This window comes from Xanthobacter lutulentifluminis (genome assembly GCF_043194675.2).
In the GTDB taxonomy this organism is placed as follows: domain Bacteria; phylum Pseudomonadota; class Alphaproteobacteria; order Rhizobiales; family Xanthobacteraceae; genus Xanthobacter.
In genome coordinates this window covers 4,250,021-4,273,242 of the sequence record NZ_CM195525.1, presented here as the reverse complement: position 1 = coordinate 4,273,242, position 23,222 = coordinate 4,250,021, and the positions used below count along the sequence as shown (strand labels likewise).

Below are 23,222 nucleotides of genomic sequence, written 5' to 3'. Positions count from 1 at the left end.
GGATTTTAACAATTCGGAATATTCTTTTACCGATCGATCTGCGAGCGATCGGCAGAACAATCCCGCAAAATCTTACCGCAGGACACAGTCTGAGCGGAGGCCTCCCCAATGCCTGACAATCAAACTACGCAGAATAGCGCGTCTGATTTCGTTAATTCACTCGGCATTGGAACAAAGTCAGGCAGCTATACGGACAGCTACAAGAATGCAAGCCTAGTCATCAGCAGCCTAGACTATTTGAACATTTCTCTTGTCCGCGACTCCTATGCCTCTTACGGCCAGGGAAAAGAAGTCGTCGATGCGCTGGCCGCGAGCGGCATCCGTTTCGATTTCATCGTGAACAATTACGTGGCGGCAGGTGGTCAGGGCGGGATCAGCGGCTACCTCACCGCCCTCAATGCATTCGCGGATGCGTATCCCGGAAGCCTCGTCTCGATCGAGGGGCCGAACGAGGCGAACGCGACGGATTTCTACTACAACGGCCTGAGCTCGACGGACGCGATCGCCGCGTTCCAGCGTGATCTCTATCTGGCCATCAAGGCCGACGGGGACCTCGGCGACGTCCCGGTCTACAATGTCTCCCTGGCCGACAACCGACCCGGCTCCGACACGCTCGGCGACCTCGGCAACTATTCCGATGGCGCCAACGTCCACGCTTACCCCAACACGGGCCGGACCGCCGACAGCCAGATCGCCGCCTCCATCGCCAAGGCGCAGAGCCTGTCGCAGGGCGATCCCGTCATCGTCACGGAGACGGGCTACGCCACCCTGCCGACCGCCGGCGGCATCGGCACCAGCGAGACCGCGCAGGCAAAGCTGATCCTGCAGAATATCCTCGACGCCTACGAGAACGGCGCGGAGCAGGTCTACATCTACGACCTGATCGATTCCCCCAGCCTCGGCACCGCCGACAAGCCGCAGGAAGCCTTCTTCGGCCTGTTCAATGCCGATGGCTCGCCCAAGCAGGCCGCGACGGCGATCCACAACCTCACGACCATCCTGCAGTTCGGCAACGACGGCACCCCGACGACGGCGCACGACACCGGTTTCACCATGTCGAACGCGCCCTCCGACGCCCATTCGATGGTCCTGACCAAGTCCGGAGACGTCTACGACATCGTCCTGTGGACCGATCGCAAGGTCTGGGACGATGTGAACGACACCGACATCGTCAATTCAACGTCCACGGTCACCGTCGACCTGGGCGAGACCGTGACGACAGTGCGCGTGTACGATCCGCTGGGTGGGCTGACGCCGATCGCGACCTACACCAACGTCAGCTCCTTCACGGTGCCGCTCAGCGACCGGCCGCTGGTGATCGAGATCGGGGCCAGCGCGCCCGTGACCGAGCCGGCGCCCGCGCAGGTCGATGCCCAGCTGACCCTCTCCTCCGCCGATTTCGTGGCGCAGATGGACGAGCTGGCCAACACCACCGGCCTCGTCTCCGTCCACCTCACCGACGGCAACGTGCTGGATGTCGCCTCTCCCGAGACGATGCAATACATCATCCAGCACTACGGCGATCTTCTCGACAAGATCGACGGCGGCTACAGCTTCTCGGTGGCCTATGGACAGGCCACCTGGCGCCTCGAGCGGCTCTATGATGCCGACGGCAACCTGACGCGCGTCATCGATTACAGCCTGAGCAACGGTATCGTCACCAGCAAGACGGTCGACGACCTCAACGGCTTCATGGAGTACTACACCTACAACATTGTCGGCCAGACCTATACCAGCCAGCATCAGGTGGTGGATTCCACCGGCAAGGCGGTGCTCGTGGAGCGCTTCCACGCCGATGGCACGCCGGACTACGTCAAGACGGTGGCCACGGACGGGACGCAGACCGTCTCCACCTACAATGCCGCGGGCCGCATGGTCACTCAGGTCATCACCGGCGCCGACGGCACCATCACCACCGACACCTACGACCCCGCGACGGGCCAGCGCGTCCAGGAGATCGTGGACAGCGCGTCCACCTACACCACGCGCACCTGGACCAGCGGCACGCTCACCAAGGTAATCGTGCTGGACAAGGCATCGGGCACCACCGACCACTACCTCTACAACGTGACCGGCCAGAGCTACACCACGCAGCATCAGGTCATCGATTCCACCGGCAAGGTGCTTCTGGTGGAACGCTTCCATGCGGACGGCACGCGCGACTACACCAAGTCGGTCGCGGCGGACGGGACGCAGGACACGGTCACCTACAATGCCGCCGGACAGAAGATGTCGGAGGTGGTCATCAGCCCCAGCGGCACGGTGACGACCGACACGTTCGACACCGCATCCGGGCTCCGCGTCCAGCAGATCATCGACAGCGCCACGACCTATACCACCAGCACCTGGACCAACGGCACGCTCACCAAGGTGATCGCGCTCAACAAGGCGTCCGGCACCACCGATCACTACCTCTACAACGTGACCGGCCAGAGCTATACGACGCAGCATCAGGTGATCGAGGCCAGTGGCAAGATCACGCTGGTGGAACGCTTCCATGCGGACGGCACGCGCGACTACACCAAGACGGTGAGCGCCGACGGCACGCAGACGACCACCACCTACAATGCCGCCGGACAGAAGATGTCCGACGTCACCATCAGCCCCAGCGGCGCAGTGACCACCGACCTGTTCGACACCTCCACCGGCCTGCTCACCCAGGAAACCATGGAGAGCTCCACCGACTACGTCACCAAGACGTGGACGAACGGCGTGCTCACCAAGGTGGTGGACCTGAACAAGACCACCGGCACCACCCATTACTATACCTATGGCATCGTCGGGCAGACCTACACGAGCCAGCATCAAGTGGTGGACGCCTCCGGCAAGACGACGCTGATCGAGCGTTTTCACGCCGACGGCACGCTCGACTACACCAAGACCATCGCCGCCGACGGCACGCAGGACACCACCACCTACAACGCCGCCGGCCAGAAGATCGGCGAGGTCATCATCAGCCCCAGCGGCACGGTGACGACGGACACATACGATGCGGCGAGCGGAAAGCTCACCCTCGAAATCGTCGAGAGCTCAAGCGAATACACGACCCGCAACTGGACCAACGGTGTCCTGACCAAGGTCAACACAGTCAACAAGACCACCGGCTATACCGACACCACCACCTACAACATCGCCGGCCAGACCTACACCACCCAGCATCAGGTGGTCGACGCGACCGGCAAGGTGGTGCTCATCGAGCGGTTCCACGCCGACGGCACACGTGACTACACCAAGACCATCGGCACGGACGGCACCCAGACCATCACGCTCTACAACGCCGCCGGTCAGAAGATGTCCGCGGTCACCACCACCAGCGGCGGCACGGTGACGACCGACACCTACGACACGGCCTCGGGCCTGCTGGCCCAAGAGACCATCGAGAGCAGCACAGACTACGTGACCAAGACGTGGACCAACGGCGTTCTCACCAAGATGGTGGACCTGAACAAGACCACGGGCACCACCCATTACTACACCTACGCCATCACCGGACAGACCTATACCAGCCAGCACCAGGTGGTGGACGCCTCCGGCAAGACCACGCTCATAGAGCGGTTCCACGCGGACGGCACATTCGACTATACGAAGGCCGTGGCCGGCGACGGCACGCAGGAAACCACCACCTACAACGCTGCCGGGCAGAAGATGACGAAGGTCATCGTCAGCCCCAACGGGGCGGTGACGACCGATACCTATGATCCGGCGAGCGGCAAGATCACGCTGGAGGTGGTCGACAGTCCGACCGACTACACCACCCGCAACTGGACCGACGGCGTCCTGACCAAGCTCAACATCGTCAACAAGACCACCGGTGTCACCGACACCACCACCTACGGCATCACCGGCCAGAGCTACACGACGCTGCATCAGGTGGTCGACGCGACCGGCAAGACGACGCTGATCGAGCGCTTCCACGCCGACGGCACGTTTGACTACACCAAGACCGTCGCCGCCGACAGCACGCAGGACACCACCACCTACAATGCCGCCGGCCAGAAGATGACCGAGGTCATCATCAGCCCCAGCGGCGCAGTGACGACTGACACCTATGATACCGCGACCGGCCTGCTGGCGCAGGAGACCATCGAGAACACGACCGATTACGTCACCAAGACGTGGACCAATGGCGTTCTCACCAAGATGGTGGACCTGAACAAGACCACCGGAACGACCCATTATTATACCTACGCCATCACCGGGCAGACCTATACGAGCCAGCACCAGGTGGTGGACGCCTCCGGCAAGACCACGCTCATCGAGCGCTTCCACGCCGACGGCACGCTCGACTACACCAAGACCATCGCCGCCGACGGCACGCAGGACACCACCACCTACAACGCCGCCGGGCAGAAGGTGAGCGAGGTCATCGTCGCGCCGAACGGCACCGTGACCACCGACACCTTCGATCCGGCGAGCGGCAAGGTCACGCTGGAGGTAGTCGACAGCCCGACCGACTACACCACCCGCAACTGGACCGATGGCGTTCTGACGAAGCTCAACATCGTCAACAAGACCACCGGCGTCACCGACACCACCACCTACGGCATCACCGGCCAGAGCTACACGACGCTGCACCAGGTCGTGGATGCCTCCGGCAAGACGACGCTGATCGAGCGCTTCCACGCCGACGGCACGCTCGACTACACCAAGACCGTGGCCGCCGACGGCACGCAGGATGTCACCACCTACAACGCCGCCGGCCAGAAGGTGACCGAAGTCATCACCGCGCCCAATGGCACGGTGACCACCGACACCTATGACACGGCGAGCGGCCTGCGCGTGCAGCAGATCGTCGACAGCAGCACCGATTACATGACCAGGACGTGGACCGGCGGTGTCCTGACAAAGGCCGTCGACCTGGACAAGACCACGGGCACCACCCACTACTACACCTACGCCATCACCGGGCAGACCTATACCAGCCAGCATCAGGTGGTGGACGCGGCGGGCAAGACCACGCTGATCGAGCGCTTCCACGCCGACGGCACCCGCGACTACACCAAGACCATCGCCGCCGACGGCACGCAGGACACCACCACCTACAACGCCGCCGGGCAGAAGGTGAGCGAGGTCATCGTCGCGCCCAACGGCACGGTGACCACCGACACCTATGATCCCGCCAGCGGCAAGATCACGCTGGAGGTGGTGGACGGGCCGGCCGAATACACCACCCGCAACTGGACCAACGGCGTCCTGATGAAGGTGAACACCGTCAATAAGACGACGGGCTATACCGACACCTACAACTACAACATCAGCGGCCAGACCTACACCACCCAGCACCAGACGGTGGATGCCTCCGGAAAGGTCGTGCTCATCGAGCGCTTCCACGCCGACGGCACCCGCGATTACACCAAGACCATCGCCGCCGACGGCACGCAGGACACCACCACCTACAACACCGCCGGGCAGAAGATCTCGGAAGTCATCATCGCGCCCAACGGCACCAAGACGACCGACACTTTTGATCCCGCCAGCGGCAAGATCACGCTGGAGGTGGTGGAGAGCACCACCGAATACACCACCCGCAACTGGACCAATGGCGTCCTGATGAAGGTCAACACCGTCAACAAGACGACGGGTTATACCGACACCTACAACTACAACATCACCGGCCAGACCTACACAACCCAGCACCAGACGGTGGATGCCACCGGAAAAGTCGTGCTCATCGAGCGCTTCCACGCCGACGGCACCCGCGACTACACCAAGACCATCGCCGCCGACGGTACGCAGGACACCACCACCTACAACACCGCGGGGCAGAAGATCTCGGAAGTCATCATCGCGCCCAACGGCGCGAAGACGACCGACACCTTCGACCCCGCCAGCGGCAAGATCACGCTGGAGGTGGTGGACGGGCCGGCCGAATACACCACCCGCAACTGGACCAATGGCGTCCTGATGAAGGTCAACACCGTCAACAAGACGACGGGCTATACCGACACCTACAACTACAACATCACCGGCCAGACCTACACCACCCAGCACCAGACGGTGGATGCCGCCGGAAAGGTCGTGCTCATCGAGCGCTTCCACGCTGACGGCACCCGCGACTACACCAAGACCATCGCCACCGACGGCACGCAGGACACCACCACCTACAACACCGCCGGGCAGAAGATCTCGGAAATCATCCTCGCTCCCAATGGAACGAAGACGACAGATACATATGATCCGATTTCCGGAAAGCTCACGCAGGAAATCATCGACAGCTCAACCGACTACGTGACGAAGACGTGGACCAGCGGCGTGCTGACGAAGATCGTCGACCTCAACAAGACGACCGGCGTGACCGACTATTTCACGTACAACATCACCGGACAGACCTACACCTCGCAGCACCAGCAGACGGACGCCAGCGGCAAGACGCTGCTGGTGGAGCGGTTCCACGCCGATGGCACCTATGACTATCGCGAGGTTCCCCACACCGACGGCTCCAAGGACACGTGGATGTACGACAGCAAGGGCACCCTGCTCGCCCATTACGAGATCCATACGGACGGATCGCGGGTTGTCGACAACTACCTTCAGGACGGATCCGGCGACATCCGCCATGACACCTTCGCCAAGGATCTCGTCCTGCTGCTGCGTGACTACGAGCATACGGACGGCACGCATACCGTCTATTCCTACACCGCCGGACAGGACGTGCATGGTGGGGCGACGAACGACATTGTCTATTTGCGCGGAATGGCCAACAATACATACCATTACGATGGCGGCACCGACACGCTGCTGAACTTCGACGCAGGAACCAGCCACATCCTTATCGAGGGCGGGCTCGCCCATTCCGCCAGCGACCTGCACCTCACCCAGACCGGCAGCGACGTGACCGTGAGCATCGACTCCACCCATTCCCTCGTGCTCAAGGACATGCAGCTGGCGAACGTGAGCAGCAGCATCTTCCTGTTCCAGTGAGCTCCGCCGGCGGGGTCCGCCCTGCCGGCCTTGCCCCACCCTGGGCGGTATTATTTTCCCATATCCCCCACTGCCTGCGCGGATGCGTCCCGGCCCTGCGCCTTTACACCGCGCTGCCCGCAACTATACTGCACTGCACCATTGGGATGGACGGCGCGCAGGGGCAGGTGCGACATGCGATACCAGGACGCCGGCGTCACGACGCCCCGTTTCCGTGACGATATCCAGGGCCTGCGGGCCATCGCGGTGCTGTCCGTCCTCCTGTTCCACGCCTTTCCGACGGCAATCCCCGGCGGCTATGTGGGCGTCGACATCTTCTTCGTGATCTCGGGCTATCTGATCACGGGGATCATCTACAAGTCACTGGAGCAAGGTGGTTTTTCCATTGCCGACTTCTATCGGCGCCGGATCCGCCGCATCGTTCCCGCGCTCGTGGTGGTTGTGGCCGCAACCATCGGCTTCGGCTATTTCGCGCTCAGCCCCAAGCAGTATTCGGCCCTGTCCGTTTCCGCCATCGCCTCGCTGCTTTCGGTCTCGAATATCTATTTCTGGAAAACCACCGGATATTTCGAGACGTCGGCTGAGTTACGCCCCCTGCTCCACACATGGTCGCTGGGCGTCGAGGAACAGTTCTACATCTTTCTGCCGCTGCTGATGTATGTGGTCTACCGGTTTCGCAGGGCCCTGCTGGTGCCGGTGCTCCTCGCCTGCTTCGTGGCGTCGCTTGTGGTCTCGGAGCTGATGGTGGATCGCGCGGCAACCGCCGCCTATTACCTGCTGCATTCACGGGCCTTCGAGCTGCTGATCGGCTCGCTGCTCGCCGTCGCCGGCCATCACCTGCCCGCGTCACGTCGGGTGCGCGAGGCGGGCGCGGTGATCGGGCTCGGCATGGTGCTCTTCGCGCTGTTCGCCTTCTCCGAGCACACCCGCTTTCCCGGGCTGAATGCGCTGATCCCCTGCGTCGGCGCGGCCCTGCTCATCCATGCGGGGCGGCCCGACGGCCTGCCGCTGGTCACGCGGCTGATCGCAAATCCGCCGTTCCGCTACCTCGGCGACATCTCCTATTCCCTCTACCTCTGGCACTGGCCGGTGCTGGCGTTCGCGCGCAACGAATTCGGCATCGAGCTTCCCGTCCAGGTGGCGGCCGCGTGCGTGGTGATTTCGATCGTCCTGGCGATCCTGTCCTACCGCTTCGTCGAGCAGCCGTTCATGCACGCCTCGCTGCGCGCGACGCCCCTGCTCACCGGCGGCCTCGGCGCCATTGCGGTGCTCGCGCTGCTGATCTCGCCCATCTACCTGACCAAGGGTCTTCCGGCGCGCTTCTCCAGCGAGACGCTCGCGCTGTTCAACGGATCGAACGATTTCAATCCCAAGCGCAGCCAGTGCCACAGCGGAGGTGGCCTGCCCATTCCGTTCCGCGCCAATTGCGTGTTCGGCGACACCAGCAAGACGCCGTCCACCGTCGTCTGGGGCGACAGCCACGGGGCGGAGATCTCCTACCAGCTGGGCTCGCTGGTGGCGGGATCGGGCCAGTCGGTGATGGAGATCACGGCATCCGCCTGCCCGCCGGCGCTCGGCTTCGCCGCGCCGGGGCGGCCCCACTGCGTCGGCCACAACCAGGCCGTTCTCGACAACCTCGTCGCCTCCCCCGATGTGCGCAACGTCATTCTCGCCGCCAACGGGCAGGAGTATCTGGACCAGGGCGCGCAGGGCCTCGCCCCGGCGCTGGAATCAACGGTGAAGGCCCTGACCAACGCCGGCAAGAGGGTCATCCTGATCGCCCAGATCCCGACCTTCGATTTCGATCCCCCGCAGGCGCTCGGCCTCGCCCAGAGCCGGGGGCAGGACATCCGCAAGATCGGTATTCCGCAGAGTTCCTATCGCGCCCGCAGCGAGAAGTGGAACACCGTCATCGCCGGATTGCACAAGACCTACGGGGCGCAGATCGTCGACCCGAGCGACATCCTGTGCGACGACCATTTCTGCGAGATCTTCAGGGATGGCAACGGTGTCCTCTATTTCGACAAGGACCACCTGAGCCTGAAGGGCTCCGACCTGATCGCCCCCACCATCCTCGCCACGATCCAGGGCAAGAACGGCAGCTGAGCCTCCCTCCTGGCACGCCCGCGCCCGTCTCGTCTCCGCGGCCGGCCAGCGCGGCGACACCGGTAGATGCACCTGGATGGCACGGCTCCTCCGGCTGCGTCCGGCAGGAAGCTCTCCGTGCCGACGCTGCCGTCGCAGGGCGGATCGGGGCCCGAGCGCGCGCTCGCGGATGGGAGCCGATGCCGCCGCGCAGCCATAGGCAGCGGCGCGCGCTGAGGGATCAGCGGCAGCACGGCGTTCTGATGCGGTGACGTGCTCACCCTGAGTTCCTGCCATGGATAAGCTGGGGTCCTTCGATCAGGAGAAGGACCATGCGGCGCAGCCGTTTCAGCGGCTCCAGCGACTCCCGCAGTACGGGGATGCGCGTCACCGAGCCGGCGCGGCCGGCATACGCCGGCGGATGACCGGACGGGCTCCCCCTGTCCCATCCCCCCGAACCGGATCGAACGCACGCCGAATGCGACCGGCCACTTCCCGGCCCGGGAACGGGTCGAGGGGAGACGGCGGACCCGCGAGGTCGCCTAGCGCATGTGGGGGCGAAGACCCATCCCGTGCCGGGACTCCACCGCCGCCGAGCGGACGGTGTGGCGTGGAGGCGTCGGCATGGCGCGCGCAAAGTGCTGCCATTTGGCCGCGAACGACGCGCTGAAGACATAGCCGAGCATGAGCGTCGCGAACGAGGGGCCGTAGCACTGCACGGTCACCGTGTAGACGTTCATGAGGATGATGAGCGCGAGCTTCGTCCTGTCCATGTTGTAGCGGATGCAATAAATCTGCATCACGACGAAGAACAGGAACGGCACGCCGAGCATCATATAGGTGGTCAGGTAGAAATTATCCAGCGCGAAGTAAATGTCCGACAAGGACGTATAGGTCATCGGATAGGCATAGCAGCCCACGCCACAGCCGGTGATCAACGCGGTCGGGAAGATCTCGGCGATGGTGACGAACGGCCCGCGCCAGGTGTTGTCGATGCGGTCAGACATGCTCGACAGCACGGGCGAGACGCCGGACAGGTCGAAACCGCCGAACGCGATGATGAGGATCGGCGGCACCAGGATCAGCAGGAACGACAGGCGCGCCCCGAGCCGGAGCAGCTCCAGGTTCTGGTCGCGGTTGCGCACGATCTGGCACGCCAGATAGATGATGAAGTAGACGGCAACCGTGCCGAGCGCCGTCTTGCTGGTGGTCACATAGATCGGCCAGACCACCAGCGGCCACAACATCAGGTTGCGCAGCAGGCTCAGGCGGAAGCTGAGCAGCACATACAGCACGAAGATGGTGAAGGCCGCCATGGTGCTGTCGCCGGCGAAGCCGCCGTAGCGCACCTCGCCGCCGGTCCACCACAGCTTGCCGACCGCGCGCTCGACGCCGAACGACGTCATGGTCTGCCCGGTCCACGGATATTCGATGTAGGGATTCAGGATCACGCCGACGATGGACGCCATCAGAATCAGGAAGATCACGATGCGCGCCCAGCGGAACTCGGTCGCGGCGCGGTCGTAGAAGGCGAAGCCGACGAAGATGGGCGTGAGGCTCTTGAGCGCCGACATGAACGTCAGCATCTCCAGATCCATGAAGATGGTGCCGATGATCAGCCCCACCACGAAGTTCGCGATGAAGAGGATGCCGATGAGGTTCCGCTTCTCGAAGATCTGCTGGTAGGCAAAAACGCCGATGACGGCGAACGACATGAAATCCGGGATGAACCACAGCACGTCGAGCTTGGCGAGGCCGAGGCCGTAGCGCAGCACGCCGGTGAGGCCGTCGCGGACGGCGAACGCGAGGAACGTGATGACAAGGAAGACGAAGAAGAGGTCCCCGCTCCGCTGCCGCTGCGCACCTGCGAACATGCTTCCGTCCTTGTGATCTGCCGGTGCAGCCGCCCCGGCGCGCCCGCCATCGGGCTAGCGGCAACCGGCCGGCATCATCCGGCAGCCGGGCCGCGGGGGCCGGGCCTTGCCGCACTGCAGCAGAGTATCATTTCCGCAGGACCTTGGCATAGACCCCATCGGTTTCCCGCACCATCCGCTCCAGCGAATAGTCCGCGAGGAAGCGCGCGCGCCCGCAGGCCGCGATCTCCCGCAACTGCTCACGCGTCAGCGACGACAGGACGCGGCGCAGGGCGGCGGCGTCTTCCGGTGGGACGAGAATGCCGTACTGGCCGTCACCCAGGATCTCCTTCAACCCCCCGACAGACGAGGCGATGACGGGGACGCCGAGCCGCATCGCCTCGATGGCCACCAGGCCGAACCCTTCCCAGCGGGACGGAACGACCAGCACGTCGCAGGCCTGCATCTGGGCATAGACCTCGACCCGGTCGTGCCATCCCAGGTTGACCACGTGGGGCGGCAGGGCCTCCGGCAGCTTGAGCTCGTTCACCACGAACCCGCCCACGAGCCGGACGCTCAGCGTCTCCTCGAGGCCTTCCACCGCCTCCAGCAGCACGTCCACGCCCTTCTGGAAATCGAACCGGCCGGCGTAGAGCACGCGCAGCCGGGCGTCATCCCAGGTGGCGGGCTGCACCTCAGGCGCCTGCGACTTGATCCCGCTGACCACGAGGCTGAGCGCATCGTCGGCGAAGCCCAGGTCCTTGGCGCGGCGGAACTCGTGGCGGGAGATCAGGATCACCTGATCGGTGTTGCGGACGAGCAGGCGCTCGACGATCTCCGCGACGAAGCGGACGACGCGCGAGCCCTTCATGTCGACGGACCAGCCGTGTGGACAGAAGATGATGCGATAGCCGCGCGACAGGCCGAGGCCGCGCACGACCACGCCGGCGATGGAGGAGTGGGCGTGGACGATGGTGGGCTTCAGCTCGTCCAGAGCGCGGCGGTAGGCCCGCACGAAGTTCAGGAGACCGAGGGAACGGGAGCGGCGGGCGAAGGAGATGATGCGCACGCCGGAGCCGACCACCTGCGGATCGAGATACCCCAGCTGGTTCTCCGGCACCACCAGCGCGATGTTCTCCGCCCCATAGACGGCGACCTGCGCGGGAACGAGCTCCGACAAATAGGAACCTGTGCCTCCAATCACGCTTTCGCACACATGGAGCAGCCGCATCATGCTCACTCGCAGGCATCCGTCACTGGTGGCACCTCTCACCCGATGAATTGGATCGATCCCAGCAGCGCTCAACTATTGATTGTCCTTCCGGCCACGCGCGGCGCGCAGGTCGAAAATCCCGGATCCACTGCAACTGATTTCGCACGCCCGTCGCGATGCGGGTTAAGCCATTCGCCTGCCTGATGCTCTCGCATCTCGCGCCCGCCGGCCTTGCAACTCCTTCTCCATTTGTGGGCAGCGTGAAATGCACTCACTCTCAACCCAGAGTGACAGAATGATGACAGGCGCGAAAGCAGATTTTCCTCGTGGAATTTGCCTACATCCCCGGACGCCACCCGAATATCCCTAAGATCCACCCGCTTCACGCGCTGAAACGGCCATCTAAATCAGTTTAACACGGTACAAATGTACCGCGTTGCTCATTAGTCAAACTTCTTTCCGCTCTGGTCCGACCACCGTTGCAGTCCCTGACGCAGGTTATACGGAAAAGTATATCCCTTGGACGTCAGCCACTGGGGGAAGATATCGGTAGAACGCACCAGCTTCATTACCCGCTCGGGGTGTATGCCGATATTCAGCACCTTTGTCTTCTCCAGTCCGGTGGCTATCCCCACCACGACGCCCCGCGGGATCATGTAAGTCTTCCCCTTGGGGAAGTGATCTTCGATGAACAGCGAGACCACCTGCTCCAGCGTGTAGCGCTCGGGATAGGCCGCGTTGAAAACCTTGAACGGCTCCGGGCTGAGCCGCGCGAACTCCATCGCGTCGATCAGGTCCTCCACATAGACGCAGGCCTTGATGGTGTCCTTGCGGCCGGGGAAGATGAAGAAGCCCTTCTCCAGCAGCCGCGCGAGGCGGGTAAAGTTGCCGCGCTCGCCCTGCCCGAACACCACCGCCGGCCGCACGATGGTCAGCCGCCGGCCCTCGCCCCCCTCCAGCCACAGCCGGTGCACGCGCTCGGCCATCAGCTTGGAATAGCCGTAGGCGGATTCCGGCGTGGGCGTGGTGTTCTCGTCCTTCATGGACTCGGACGGGCCATAGACCGAGATCGAGCTGGTGAACACGATCTCCGGCACGCCGAGCCGCTCGGCCAACGCCTTCACCTCCAGCGCGCCGTTGATGTTGGTGTCGTAATACTCCCAGAAGGGATGCCCCGGCGTGGTGTGGATGGCCGCGAAATTGTAGATGCGCTTCACCGGCTGGCTGACCTCGAACCCCGAGAGGTCGCGCACGTCGGCGATGCGGTAGTCGACGCCCGGCAGGGTCTCGCGCTGCGGCTTGATGTCGGCGGAGATGACCTGCTCCCCGGCCGCGGTCAGCTTGCGCGCCAGATGCGTGCCGACGAAACCCGACCCGCCGAAGATGATGATCGCACCCTGCATGGCCTAACCCCTTGTGTCCGCCTCAGACCGGCGGAAGAGATGATGTCGATCCGGCCAGGATGGCCTCGATCTGCTCGTAGTAGCGCGAGGATTCCGCGGTGCCCTTGTAGTCGCGGATGCCCGGGAAAAGCGTGTCGCGCTGGGCCCACCAGGCCTCCTGGCCGATGGTCAGCGCGCGTTCCATGAGCGCCTTGAGGGCGCCCGGCTCGTCGGGCTCGTAGCACCAGCCCATGCCGTAGCCCTTCAGCACCTCGGGAATGCCGCCGCGGTCGGTCCCGATCAGCGGCACGCCATAGACCGCGGCCTCGACGATGATGCGGCCCTGCGGCTCGATCCAGCGCGACGGCACCACCACCACGTCGGCCTCGGCGTAGATCCGCTCCGGCGGCACATGGCCGAGGAACTCCACCGCCTTGCCGCGGGCCAGCTCCTTGAGGTGCGCCACATAGTCGTCGCGTCCCCGGCCGGCCACCAGCAGGCGGGCGCGCTCCCCGCCCTCCATGGCGGCGAAGGCGCTCACCAGGTCCCCCACGCCCTTCGCCTCGGTGATCCCACCCAGATAGCCGAAGGTGAAAACAGGGCTGGAGGGCTTCTCCCGCCCCATCAGCGCGGCGTCGAACTTGGTCTCGCTGGTGTTGGTGTTGTAGAGCACGTGCCAGTTGGCCTTGCGCAGCTGGCCGCCCCTGGTGATGCGCTCGCGCACCGCGTGGCTCACGGCGATGGCGGTGATGTCGGCGCCGTCGCCGATGCCGATGCGCGAGGTCAGCACCCGGCAGTCGAGGCAGGGGCTCTCGCAATTCTTGCCGTCGCGGAACATGTTGGTCTTGGGGCAGAGCACCGCATAGTCGCGCAGGTGCCACACGATGGGCAGCTTCAGCCGCCGCGCCGCCGCGAACAGCGCCGGCTGCATGCGCACCGAGTTCTGCGCGTAGAGCACGTCGAAACGGCGGGGCTCGAGCACCGCCATGATGTCGTCGAGCCGCGCCGCGCCCCAGGCGGCGCGCGCGTGCCATTCCAGCTTCTTCAGCGCCCCGGCGGCCGACTGGCGGGCCGCCGGAAGATGCAGGTTGCGATAGGGCACGCGCACCAGCGTGAAGCCTTCCGGATGGCGCTGCGTGCCGACCGGCGCCAGGGCGTCTCCCTCCATGCCGAGCGCCAGGACGGTCACGTCATGGTTCCGGCGCGACAGCTCGATGGCCGCCATGCGGGCGGAGATTTCGGCGCCGCCCTCGTCCTCCGGCGCGAATGTCTGGGCCGCGATACAGATCTTCATCGGTCGTGCTCACCCTGCTGCATCCGCCGCGCGCCCGCCCCGCCGGCATGGGCGCCGGCCGAGGACGTCGCCGCTCCCGGCCCGGCCCTAGTCATTGAGCGCCGCCAGCAATGCCTCCGCGCTCCGCGCCCAGGAAAAGGCCGCGGCGTGGGCGCGCCCGCGCTCCACCATGCCCGGCCGGGCATCAGGCTCGCCGAGGAAGCGTTCCACCGCCGCGGCGATGGCCGCCGGATCGCGCGCGTCAAAATAGCGGGCCGCGTCGGCGCACACCTCCCGCACCGGCGGGATGTCGGAGGACAACACCGGGCAGCCCAGCACCATGGCCTCCAGCGGCGGGATGCCGAAGCCCTCGTACAGGCTCGGAAACAGCAGCGCGCTGGCGTTCTGGTAGAGGGCGACGATCTCCGCGTCGGTGAGCCGGCCGGAGAAGATGACGCGGTCGTTGTCCGCCTGCGTGCCGCCGCTGAACACCGCCTTGTGGGCCGCGCCGACGATGACGAACTTCGGCGCCGCAGCCCCGAGCCGCTCCAGCCCGGCGATGGCCGCCTTCAGGTTCTTGTTCGGCGCAGGGGAGCCGACGAACAGCAGGTAGCCGCCCGGCGACACGCCGAGCCGGTCGAGCACCGCCGCATCCGGCGGCACGCGCGCCACATGCTCGCAGCTGTTGGGGATGACGCCGGCGACGTCGACGCCCAGCACGTCCTTCAGTTCGCGCCTCGAGAACTCCGACACGGTCGCGATGCGCGAGGTGCGAGCCAGCACATGCCCGAGCGTGCCGTGGACCGTGCGGTAGGCACGGGAGAAATTCCCCGGCGTGCGGTAGATCATCGCGTCGTGGATGACGGTGAGGCTGCGCCGGTGCAGCACCGGTCCGCTGTTGCACAGGTTCACCAGCCGGCCGCCGCGGGCGTGCCAGGCGAGCTCGGTCTGCTCCCAGGGATGACCGCCGCGCGTGCCCACCTGGCGCACTGGAATGGCCTTGAGGCCGAGGTCGGCGATGGCACCCGGAGGCACGAGCACTTCCCACGGCTCCACCGGCGGCGCGGCGGCGAAGCGCGTGTCGAGCGCCTTCACCACCTCCTGCGCGAAGCGCTGGACACCGCTGGTGTGCTGGGTGAGGAAGCGGCCGTTGATGAAGGTGGTCATGACGCGGCGCGCTCCCGGCGCATTCTGGCCGGAACGCCGCGCCCGAGACGCCACGCAGAGCGCGGGGCCACCGCTCAGGCCCCCGCCTGCGCCGGGACAAGGCCCGCGCGGGCGATCTCGGCGTCGATGAACGCCTGCATCTTCGCAAGGAAGACGTCGCGGCCGAACAGCTCCACATGCGCCCGGAAATCCGCCGGAGTGCCGCGCACCCCCTCGGCCTCGAACCGCTGCACCGCCGCGGCGAGGGACTGGGGCGTCTGCTCGTGGAACAGCAGGCCGGTCACGCCGTCCACCACCGTCTCGGTGGCGCCGCCGCGCGCGAACGCGATCACCGGCCGGCCGGAGGCCATCACCTCCAGCGGGACGATGCCGAAATCCTCCACGCCGGGGAAGACGAGCGCCTTGCAGCGGGCGAAGCTGCGCTGGATTTCCTTGTCGTCCACCGCGCCGAGGAAGCGCACCGTGGGGCCGGCCATCTTGCGCAGCTTCTCGCTGGCGCCGCTGCCGATGATGTCCAGCCGCTTGCCGAGGGTGTTGAAGGCCTCGACCGCCACCTCGATCTTCTTGTAGGGGGTGATCTGGCCGGCGCAGAGATAGACGTCATCCACCTCCGCCGACGGGGTGAAGCGGGAGAGGTCCACCGGCGGGTTGATGACGGTCGCCGGGCGGCGGTAGGTCTTCTCGATGCGCTTCGCCACGTACTGCGAATTGGCGATGAAGGAGTCCACCCGGTTGGCGGTGGTGATGTCCCACTGCCGCAAAGCGGGGCCGGTGATGGACATGACCGCGCGGGTCAGCTTGCCGGAGGAGGCGCGATACTGGGGCTCGAGATCCCAGATGTAGCGCATGGGCGAGTGGCAGTAGCAGATGTGCACCGCGTCCGGCCGCGTCACCACCGCCTTGGCCGGCCCGGCCTCGCTGGAGATGACGAGGTCATAGCCCGTCAGGTCGAAGGATTCGATGGCGAAGGGCATGAGGGGAAGCATCTTCTGGTAGTGCTTCCGGCCGCCGATCTTCTGCAGGAAAGAGGTGGTGATGCTGTGCCGGCGGATCTTCTCGGACAGGTTTGCCGGCTCGGCCACCAGGGTGAAGATGTCGGCGTCGGGGAACAGATCGCAGAGCGCCTCCACCACCTTCTCGCCGCCGCGCATTCCCACAAGCCAGTAATGGACAATCGCTGTCTTCATGCTGTTCGGCCTCAGATTCCCCGGCAGGCGTACAGTCCGGCGGAACCGCGCGGGGCAACCTTCCGCCCCGGTGCCCCCGCAGCTTGCCGTACCGCCCCCATTGAACTCCCGCGCGTCGCAGCCCGTCCCCGAAGCCGTGCCGCGCCCCCAATCTCGCCCCGCCGAGGCCGCTGCCCGCCGGCTCCTGTCTCCCGCACGGCGCAGGGCTCGCATGCACCGCAGCGGATGACCGCATCACGACACGGCCGACCCGGTGCCGACCGCCCGCCCGGGCGCCAGGGGGAAGGCCGAGACCAGTCCAGAACCCGCAGGCCCATGCGGGCCCGCACCAACAGTGGAAATGGCGCGACACGGCAGGATTGCGCCGGGCGCCGCGGCCCCTAGCGGTAGTAAGCCGCGTACTTCTTGTGCAGCCCGTCCTGCGGAACCTTGCTGGTGTAGAAATGCAGACGATGCGTATCCACCTTGTTGAGGATCACGCCGAAGCACTTCTCGTAGACCTGCGGATTGGCCTCGAACGCATCCACCACCAGATCGCGGGACGTGGAGCCCCATTCGACCACGAACAGCACGCCGTCAAAGAACTTGGCAGCGGCGCGCACGTCCACCACCGGACCGAGCGGCGGCAGGTCGACCACGATGTAGTCGACCTTCGCGCCGAGGTCCGCCAGCAGGTTGCCCATGGCGGCCGACGACAGGAGATTGGAGGTGTGGGAGTTGCCGGCGTCCGAGCCGGCGGGGATGAAGGCGAGGCCCGTCTCCGGCTCCACCATCATCACCGATGCGGGCGACACGCCCTCCGAGAGGATGTTGAGCAGCCCCTTGTCGGCGCCCGGCGCGATGTCGGACGTCAGACCGCGATGGCGCAGGTCGGCGTCGATCAGAACCGTGCGCGCGCCCAGCTGGGAGAGGATGGAGGCGAGGTTCTTGCTGATGGTCGACTTGCCTTCGTCCGGCAGCACCGAGGCGACGGCGATGATCTTCGGGGCCTTCTCGCCGATGGAGAAGTCCATCGCCACCTTCGCGCTGCGCAGGGTTTCCGCGAACGGCGAGAGGATGTGGTTGGTGGCGTAGCGCATCATGGACGAGCCGACCACCTGGTTGCGCCCGGTGCTCGCCAGCGGCGGCACGAGGGCCAGCTGGCGCGGCGAGATCTTGGGCATCACGCCGATGCAGTCGAGATGCAGGAGCTCGCGGATCTGCGCGGCGGAACGGAAGCCGAGATCCCGCAGCTCGCGCACCGCGCCGAAGCCGACGCCGCCGAGGAAGCCGACCAGCGCGCCCAGCACGAGCGACAGCACGAGCCGCGGCGCCGACGGCAGGGACGGCACCACCGCCACCGAGATGACGCGCGCCTCGGAAACCGGGAACGACTGCTTCTGCAGCGATTCCTGATAGCGCTGCAGCATCGTCTCGTAGAGGTTCTTGTAGGTGTCCGCCTCGCGCTCGAGCTCGCGCAAGGCGACGCGATCCTTGTTCGCCACGTCGGTGACGCCGACCTGCGTCTTCAGCTGCGCCTCGAGCGCCCGCTCGCGGGCCTGGGCGATGTCGCGCTCGCTGCGGTAGCTTTCGGCGATGCGGCCGAGCTCGCTGAAGATCAGGCGACGATATTCGGCGATGTCGCCGCGCAGGCGCTGCACCTGGTAATGGTTGGGGCCGAGCTTGGCGGCAAGCTCCGCCTCGGTCTTGGAGGCGGCCGTGGCCTTGTTGCGCAGCTCGACGATGATCGGGTTGTTCAGCGCCTCGGAGACCGCCGCGTCCATCTGCCCCGAGGAGATGATGGACTGGATGCGCTCGTACTGCGCATCGGCCCGCGCCACATCCGAGCGGGCCAGGACCAGCTGGCTGTTGATCTCGCTCAGCTGCTGCTCGTTCACCAGCGAGCCGCCGGCGGTGGTGATCAGACCCTTGTCGCCGCGGAACTTCTGCACCGCGAGATCGGTGTCGAGCGCCTTCTGCCGCAGCTCCTGGATGCGCGGCAGCAGCCAGTCGGTCGCGCGCCGGGTGGCCTCGAAATTGGCCGAGAACTGGTCGTCGAGATAGGCTTGGGTATAGGCGTTCGCGATCTGCGCCGCCTTGTCGGGCTGGGTCGAGGAGAAGCCCACCTCGATCACATAGGTGCGGCCCACGCGCTTCAGCGACATGTTGCTGGTCAGGTAGCGCAGCGCATCCTCGCGGCGCGCCGCCTCGATCTCGGCCGGCGAGAGCGTGGGCTTGGAGAGGATCGTCTCCTTGATCGCGCGGATGCCGGACTTCACCGCCGAGATGGCGGCCGCCACCGGCGACTGGACGTTGTCGTCGTCGAGCACGCGGTCGAGCCCGACCTTGTTGATGACCGAGGTCGCGATGTTGAGCGACTTCAGCACCTCCACCTGGCTGTCGACCGCGCCGGTATCGAGGCCGAGCTCCGACAGGGCGGAGACCGCAACTTCGTTATTCAGCTTGGACTTGCTGTCCAGGAGCAGCTGGGTGCCAGCGACATACTGCGGAGTCTTCGCGATATAGTAGGCTAGTCCCAGTCCCATGCCGATGCAGACGCCGATCAGGACCGGGCGGGTCTGACGCCGAACCGCCGCCAGCAGCGCCGTGAAATCGATGGCCGGCGCCGCCGACTCACCCCCATGAGGGCCGGACTCGTAGCGAAGCGCCCCGTTCGACCTTTTTGGAGACTGCAGCACGGAAGAGTTCCCTCGTGGCGACGTCAGACGGCTGCATGCAGGTTAGCGCGGCACTGCGGCGAAGACCAGCGCTGCGGCGCACAATTCCCATGAAGCATCGACCTGACCTTGGGAAATCATTCGAAAATCGACGGTTGACGAGACTGCATGATCACCGTCTCACCCATCAGCGGTTGCCGTCCTCCCCCGCCCCGTACCGCACCGGGGATGCGGTGATTTGACCCGCTCCAGGCCGCGCCAGCGCTTGCAAATTGCAAAAATTACCACCACTCCGCGAGCGCGGCGGCCTTAGCCTTAAGTCTGGGCGCGGAATGCGGATTTGGACCGGGCCGGAATACCGTTGACTGGAACTTGGGCAGCGCCTCGATCCGTGCTGTGGAAGACTGCCAGGGACAAAAATCAATTGAGATTTTACCCACGGAGGTCTAATTCCTGCTGCGATGCAACATGCGACCCGCGTCGTCGGGCGGGGGTCGCACAAGACAGGGCTGGGCCATGCGTGTCACCATGATCGGAGCGGGCTATGTCGGCCTCGTCTCCGGCGCCTGCTTTGCAGATTTCGGCCATACCGTTACCTGCGTCGACACCCACGAAGGCAAGATCGCGGCTCTGAAGCGGGGCGAGATCCCGATCTTCGAGCCCGGCCTCGACGATCTCGTGGCCTCCAACGTCAAGGCCGAGCGCCTGTTCTTCACCACCAGCCTCGCCGAGGGCGTCAAAGACGCCGAGGCGGTGTTCATCGCCGTCGGCACCCCCTCCCGCCGCGGCGACGGCCATGCCGACCTGTCGTACGTGCACCAGGCGGCGCGCGACATCGCCCAGGCCATTTCCGGCTACACGGTGGTGGTCACCAAATCGACGGTCCCGGTGGGCACCGGCGACGATGTGGAGCGCATCATCCGCGAGACCCGGCCCGACGCGGAGTTCTCGGTGGTCTCGAACCCCGAGTTCCTGCGCGAGGGCGCGGCCATCACCGACTTCAAGCGCCCCGACCGAATCGTGGTCGGCACCGACGAGGAGCGCGCGAAGCAGGTGATGACCGACCTGTATCGCCCGCTATTCCTCAACCAGTCGCCGCTGCTGTTCACCTCGCGCCGCACCGCCGAGCTGACGAAGTACGCGGCCAACGCCTTCCTCGCCACCAAGATCACCTTCATCAACGAGATCGCCGATCTCTGCGAGAAGGTCGGCGGCAACGTGCAGGACGTGGCCCGCGGCATCGGCCTCGACAACCGCATCGGCTCCAAGTTCCTGCACGCCGGCCCCGGCTACGGCGGCTCGTGCTTCCCGAAGGACACGCTGGCGCTGATCAAGACCGCGCAGGACTACGACGCGCCCATCCGCATCGTCGAGACGGTGGTGGCGGTCAACGACCAGCGCAAGCGCGCCATGGCCCGCAAGGTCATCCAGGCGCTGGAAGGCAACGTGCGCGGCCGCACCATCGGCGTGCTGGGCCTGACCTTCAAGCCCAACACCGACGACATGCGCGACGCGCCGTCCATCTCCATCATCACCGCCCTGCAGGATGCCGGCGCCATCATCAAGGCGCATGATCCCGAGGGCGTCGAGCAGGCGAGCAAGGTGCTCGACAACGTGACCTACGTGACCAACCCCTACCTCGCCGCCGAGGGCGCCGACGCGCTGGTCATCGTCACCGAGTGGGATGCCTTCCGCGCGCTCGACCTCAAGCGCATCCACGCCAGCATGGCCAACCCGGTGGTGGTGGACCTGCGCAACATCTACCGCCCGGAAGAGATGCAGGCCCTCGGCTTCCGCTACAGCAGCGTCGGCCGGGGCTTCGACCAGGCCTGACACGGTGCAACGGCCTTCCCCGGCCTGTCCGGGGAAGGCCGCATCGGGACGAAGTTCGTGGACCACGCCGGCCGTCTGCTGCAACCTGACCCGGAACCGAGCCTGAGGGCCGCACCATGACCAGCTCTTCCCCTACCGAGACGCCGAAGGCTTCGAGCGGAAAGATCATCCCGGTCGTCCTCGCCGGAGGCTCGGGAACCCGCCTGTGGCCGCTCTCGCGCAACAGCCTGCCCAAGCAGTTCCTGCCGCTCGCCACAGAGAACACCATGTACCAGGACACGCTGCTGCGCGCGGCGCCGGGCGCGGTGTTCGGCAACCCGGTGGTGGTGGCCAACGAGGAGTTCCGCTTCTTCGCCCAGCGCCAGGCGCGCGACATCGGCATCGACGCCACCGTGATGCTGGAGCCGGCCCGCCGCGACAGCGCGCCCGCCCTCATCGCCGCCGCCGCGTGGGTGGCCAAGACCTACGGGCCCGAGACGCTGGTGCTGGCGCTCGCCTCCGACCATGTGGTGCTCGACCCCGCCGGCTTCGTGCGCACGGTGGAGATCGGCGCCAGCGTCGCCCGCCTCGGCAAGATCGTCACCTTCGGCATCGAGCCCACGGAGCCGCGCACCAGCTACGGCTACATCCGCCTCGGCGCCGAGCTCGATCCGCGCGGCGCGTTCGAGGTGGATTCGTTCGTCGAGAAGCCCGATCGCGCCACCGCCGAGCGCTATGTGGCCGCCGGCTATCTCTGGAACTCGGGCAACTTCCTGTTTCCCGCCGGCCTGATGCTGACGGAAGCCGAGCATTACGAGCCCGCCATCGCCGAGGCCGCCCGCCTCGCGGTGGAGGAGGCCAAGTCGGACCTCGGATTCCTGCGGCTCGATCCCGCCGCGTTCAAGGCGGCCCCCGCCAAGTCCATCGACTTCGCGGTGCTGGAGCGCACCCGCCATGCCGGCGTGGTGCGCGGCAGCTTCGGCTGGTCGGACGTGGGCTCCTGGGACGCGCTGCACGAGATCGGCAACCAGGACGCCCGCGGCAATGTCACGGTCGGCACCGTGCAACTGCTGGACAGCTCCAACTCGTTCGTGCGCTCGGACGGCCCGCTGGTCACCGCCATCGGCCTCGACGGCGTGTCGGTGATCGCCACCGAGGACGCGGTTCTGGTGATGCCGTCCAACCGCAGCCAGGACGTCAAGCAGCTGGTCTCCGCCCTCAAGGAGTCCAACCGCAAGGAGGTCGAGGAGCACCTCACCATCCACCGGCCCTGGGGCACCTACCAGACGGTGTGCAAGGGCGACCGCTTCCAGGTGAAGAAGATCGTGGTGGAGCCGGGCGGCGTCCTGTCGCTGCAGAAGCACCACCATCGCGCCGAGCACTGGGTCGTGGTGCGCGGCACCGCCGAGGTGACGGTCGGCGAGCGCACCTTCACGGTGCACGAGAACGAATCCACCTACATCCCCATCGGCAGCGTCCACCGGCTCGGCAATCCCGGCCGCATCCCGCTGGAGCTGATCGAGGTGCAGACCGGCTCCTACCTCGGCGAGGACGACATCACCCGCTTCGAGGACATCTACCAGCGCGCCTGACCGCCGCGCCGCTGACTTCCGCCGCTGCCATCCCGAAAGCAGAAGGCCCGGCATCCCGTGTGGGATGCCGGGCCTTCTTG

The 23,222-nt window shown here is 65.8% G+C and carries 11 protein-coding genes; 4 read left to right on the top strand and 7 right to left on the bottom strand.

Annotated features, from left to right (window positions below):
* The first annotated feature begins 237 nt into the window (after window positions 1-237).
* Together V5F49_RS19810 and V5F49_RS19805 are read left to right on the top strand one after the other, a co-directional pair.
* Window positions 238-6,921, top strand: coding sequence for a hypothetical protein (locus tag V5F49_RS19810; RefSeq protein ID WP_394114996.1), 6,684 nt, complete (start codon window positions 238-240; stop codon window positions 6,919-6,921).
* Between the two features lie 174 nt (window positions 6,922-7,095).
* Complete coding sequence (locus tag V5F49_RS19805) at window positions 7,096-9,027, top strand: acyltransferase family protein (protein ID WP_394114995.1); 1,932 nt, start codon at window positions 7,096-7,098, stop codon at window positions 9,025-9,027.
* Window positions 9,028-9,548: 521 nt separating this feature from the next.
* Here the strand turns inward: V5F49_RS19805 and V5F49_RS19800 are convergent.
* The 7 genes from V5F49_RS19800 to V5F49_RS19770 form a co-directional block, all read right to left on the bottom strand.
* Window positions 9,549-10,880: a hypothetical protein gene (locus V5F49_RS19800; protein WP_394114994.1), complete on the bottom strand. Its 1,332-nt coding sequence runs from the start codon at window positions 10,878-10,880 to the stop codon at window positions 9,549-9,551.
* Between the two features lie 127 nt (window positions 10,881-11,007).
* A complete protein-coding gene (locus tag V5F49_RS19795) occupies window positions 11,008-12,039 on the bottom strand; it encodes a glycosyltransferase (protein WP_509210717.1) in 1,032 nt (343 codons plus the stop codon).
* A gap of 476 nt (window positions 12,040-12,515) precedes the next feature.
* The gene (locus V5F49_RS19790) at window positions 12,516-13,475 is read right to left on the bottom strand and encodes an NAD-dependent epimerase/dehydratase family protein (RefSeq protein ID WP_394114993.1); all 960 of its coding nucleotides are present in this window, start codon (window positions 13,473-13,475) and stop codon (window positions 12,516-12,518) included.
* A gap of 22 nt (window positions 13,476-13,497) precedes the next feature.
* Window positions 13,498-14,748 (bottom strand): glycosyltransferase, encoded by a 1,251-nt coding sequence (locus V5F49_RS19785; protein WP_394114992.1) that lies wholly within the window; start codon window positions 14,746-14,748, stop codon window positions 13,498-13,500.
* Between the two features lie 87 nt (window positions 14,749-14,835).
* The gene (locus V5F49_RS19780) at window positions 14,836-15,894 is read right to left on the bottom strand and encodes a glycosyltransferase family 4 protein (RefSeq protein WP_394114991.1); all 1,059 of its coding nucleotides are present in this window, start codon (window positions 15,892-15,894) and stop codon (window positions 14,836-14,838) included.
* A 74-nt stretch (window positions 15,895-15,968) separates the two neighbouring features.
* Window positions 15,969-17,081 (bottom strand): glycosyltransferase, encoded by a 1,113-nt coding sequence (locus V5F49_RS19775; RefSeq protein WP_394114990.1) that lies wholly within the window; start codon window positions 17,079-17,081, stop codon window positions 15,969-15,971.
* Window positions 17,082-17,461: 380 nt separating this feature from the next.
* Complete coding sequence (locus V5F49_RS19770) at window positions 17,462-19,759, bottom strand: GNVR domain-containing protein (protein ID WP_394114989.1); 2,298 nt, start codon at window positions 19,757-19,759, stop codon at window positions 17,462-17,464.
* Between the two features lie 495 nt (window positions 19,760-20,254).
* Here V5F49_RS19770 and V5F49_RS19765 point away from each other — a divergent pair, with 495 nt between their 5' ends.
* Both V5F49_RS19765 and V5F49_RS19760 read left to right on the top strand, forming a co-directional pair.
* Window positions 20,255-21,571 (top strand): UDP-glucose dehydrogenase family protein, encoded by a 1,317-nt coding sequence (locus V5F49_RS19765; protein ID WP_394114988.1) that lies wholly within the window; start codon window positions 20,255-20,257, stop codon window positions 21,569-21,571.
* A 116-nt stretch (window positions 21,572-21,687) separates the two neighbouring features.
* Window positions 21,688-23,142 carry a mannose-1-phosphate guanylyltransferase/mannose-6-phosphate isomerase gene (locus V5F49_RS19760; RefSeq protein WP_394114987.1) on the top strand — a complete coding sequence of 485 codons (1,455 nt, stop codon included), beginning with the start codon at window positions 21,688-21,690 and terminating at the stop codon, window positions 23,140-23,142.
* Window positions 23,143-23,222: the final 80 nt, after the last annotated feature.

What these genes read in the sequence shown, in the direction of transcription:
- V5F49_RS19805 (WP_394114995.1), top strand. Translation starts at nt 7,096, where the DNA reads ATGCGATACCAGGACGCCGGCGTCACGACGCCCCGTTTCCGTGACGAT.
- V5F49_RS19800 (WP_394114994.1), bottom strand. Translation starts at nt 10,880, where the DNA reads ATGTTCGCAGGTGCGCAGCGGCAGCGGAGCGGGGACCTCTTCTTCGTC.
- V5F49_RS19790 (WP_394114993.1), bottom strand. Translation starts at nt 13,475, where the DNA reads ATGCAGGGTGCGATCATCATCTTCGGCGGGTCGGGTTTCGTCGGCACG.
- V5F49_RS19785 (WP_394114992.1), bottom strand. Translation starts at nt 14,748, where the DNA reads ATGAAGATCTGTATCGCGGCCCAGACATTCGCGCCGGAGGACGAGGGC.
- V5F49_RS19780 (WP_394114991.1), bottom strand. Translation starts at nt 15,894, where the DNA reads ATGACCACCTTCATCAACGGCCGCTTCCTCACCCAGCACACCAGCGGT.
- V5F49_RS19775 (WP_394114990.1), bottom strand. Translation starts at nt 17,081, where the DNA reads ATGAAGACAGCGATTGTCCATTACTGGCTTGTGGGAATGCGCGGCGGC.
- V5F49_RS19765 (WP_394114988.1), top strand. Translation starts at nt 20,255, where the DNA reads ATGCGTGTCACCATGATCGGAGCGGGCTATGTCGGCCTCGTCTCCGGC.
- V5F49_RS19760 (WP_394114987.1), top strand. Translation starts at nt 21,688, where the DNA reads ATGACCAGCTCTTCCCCTACCGAGACGCCGAAGGCTTCGAGCGGAAAG.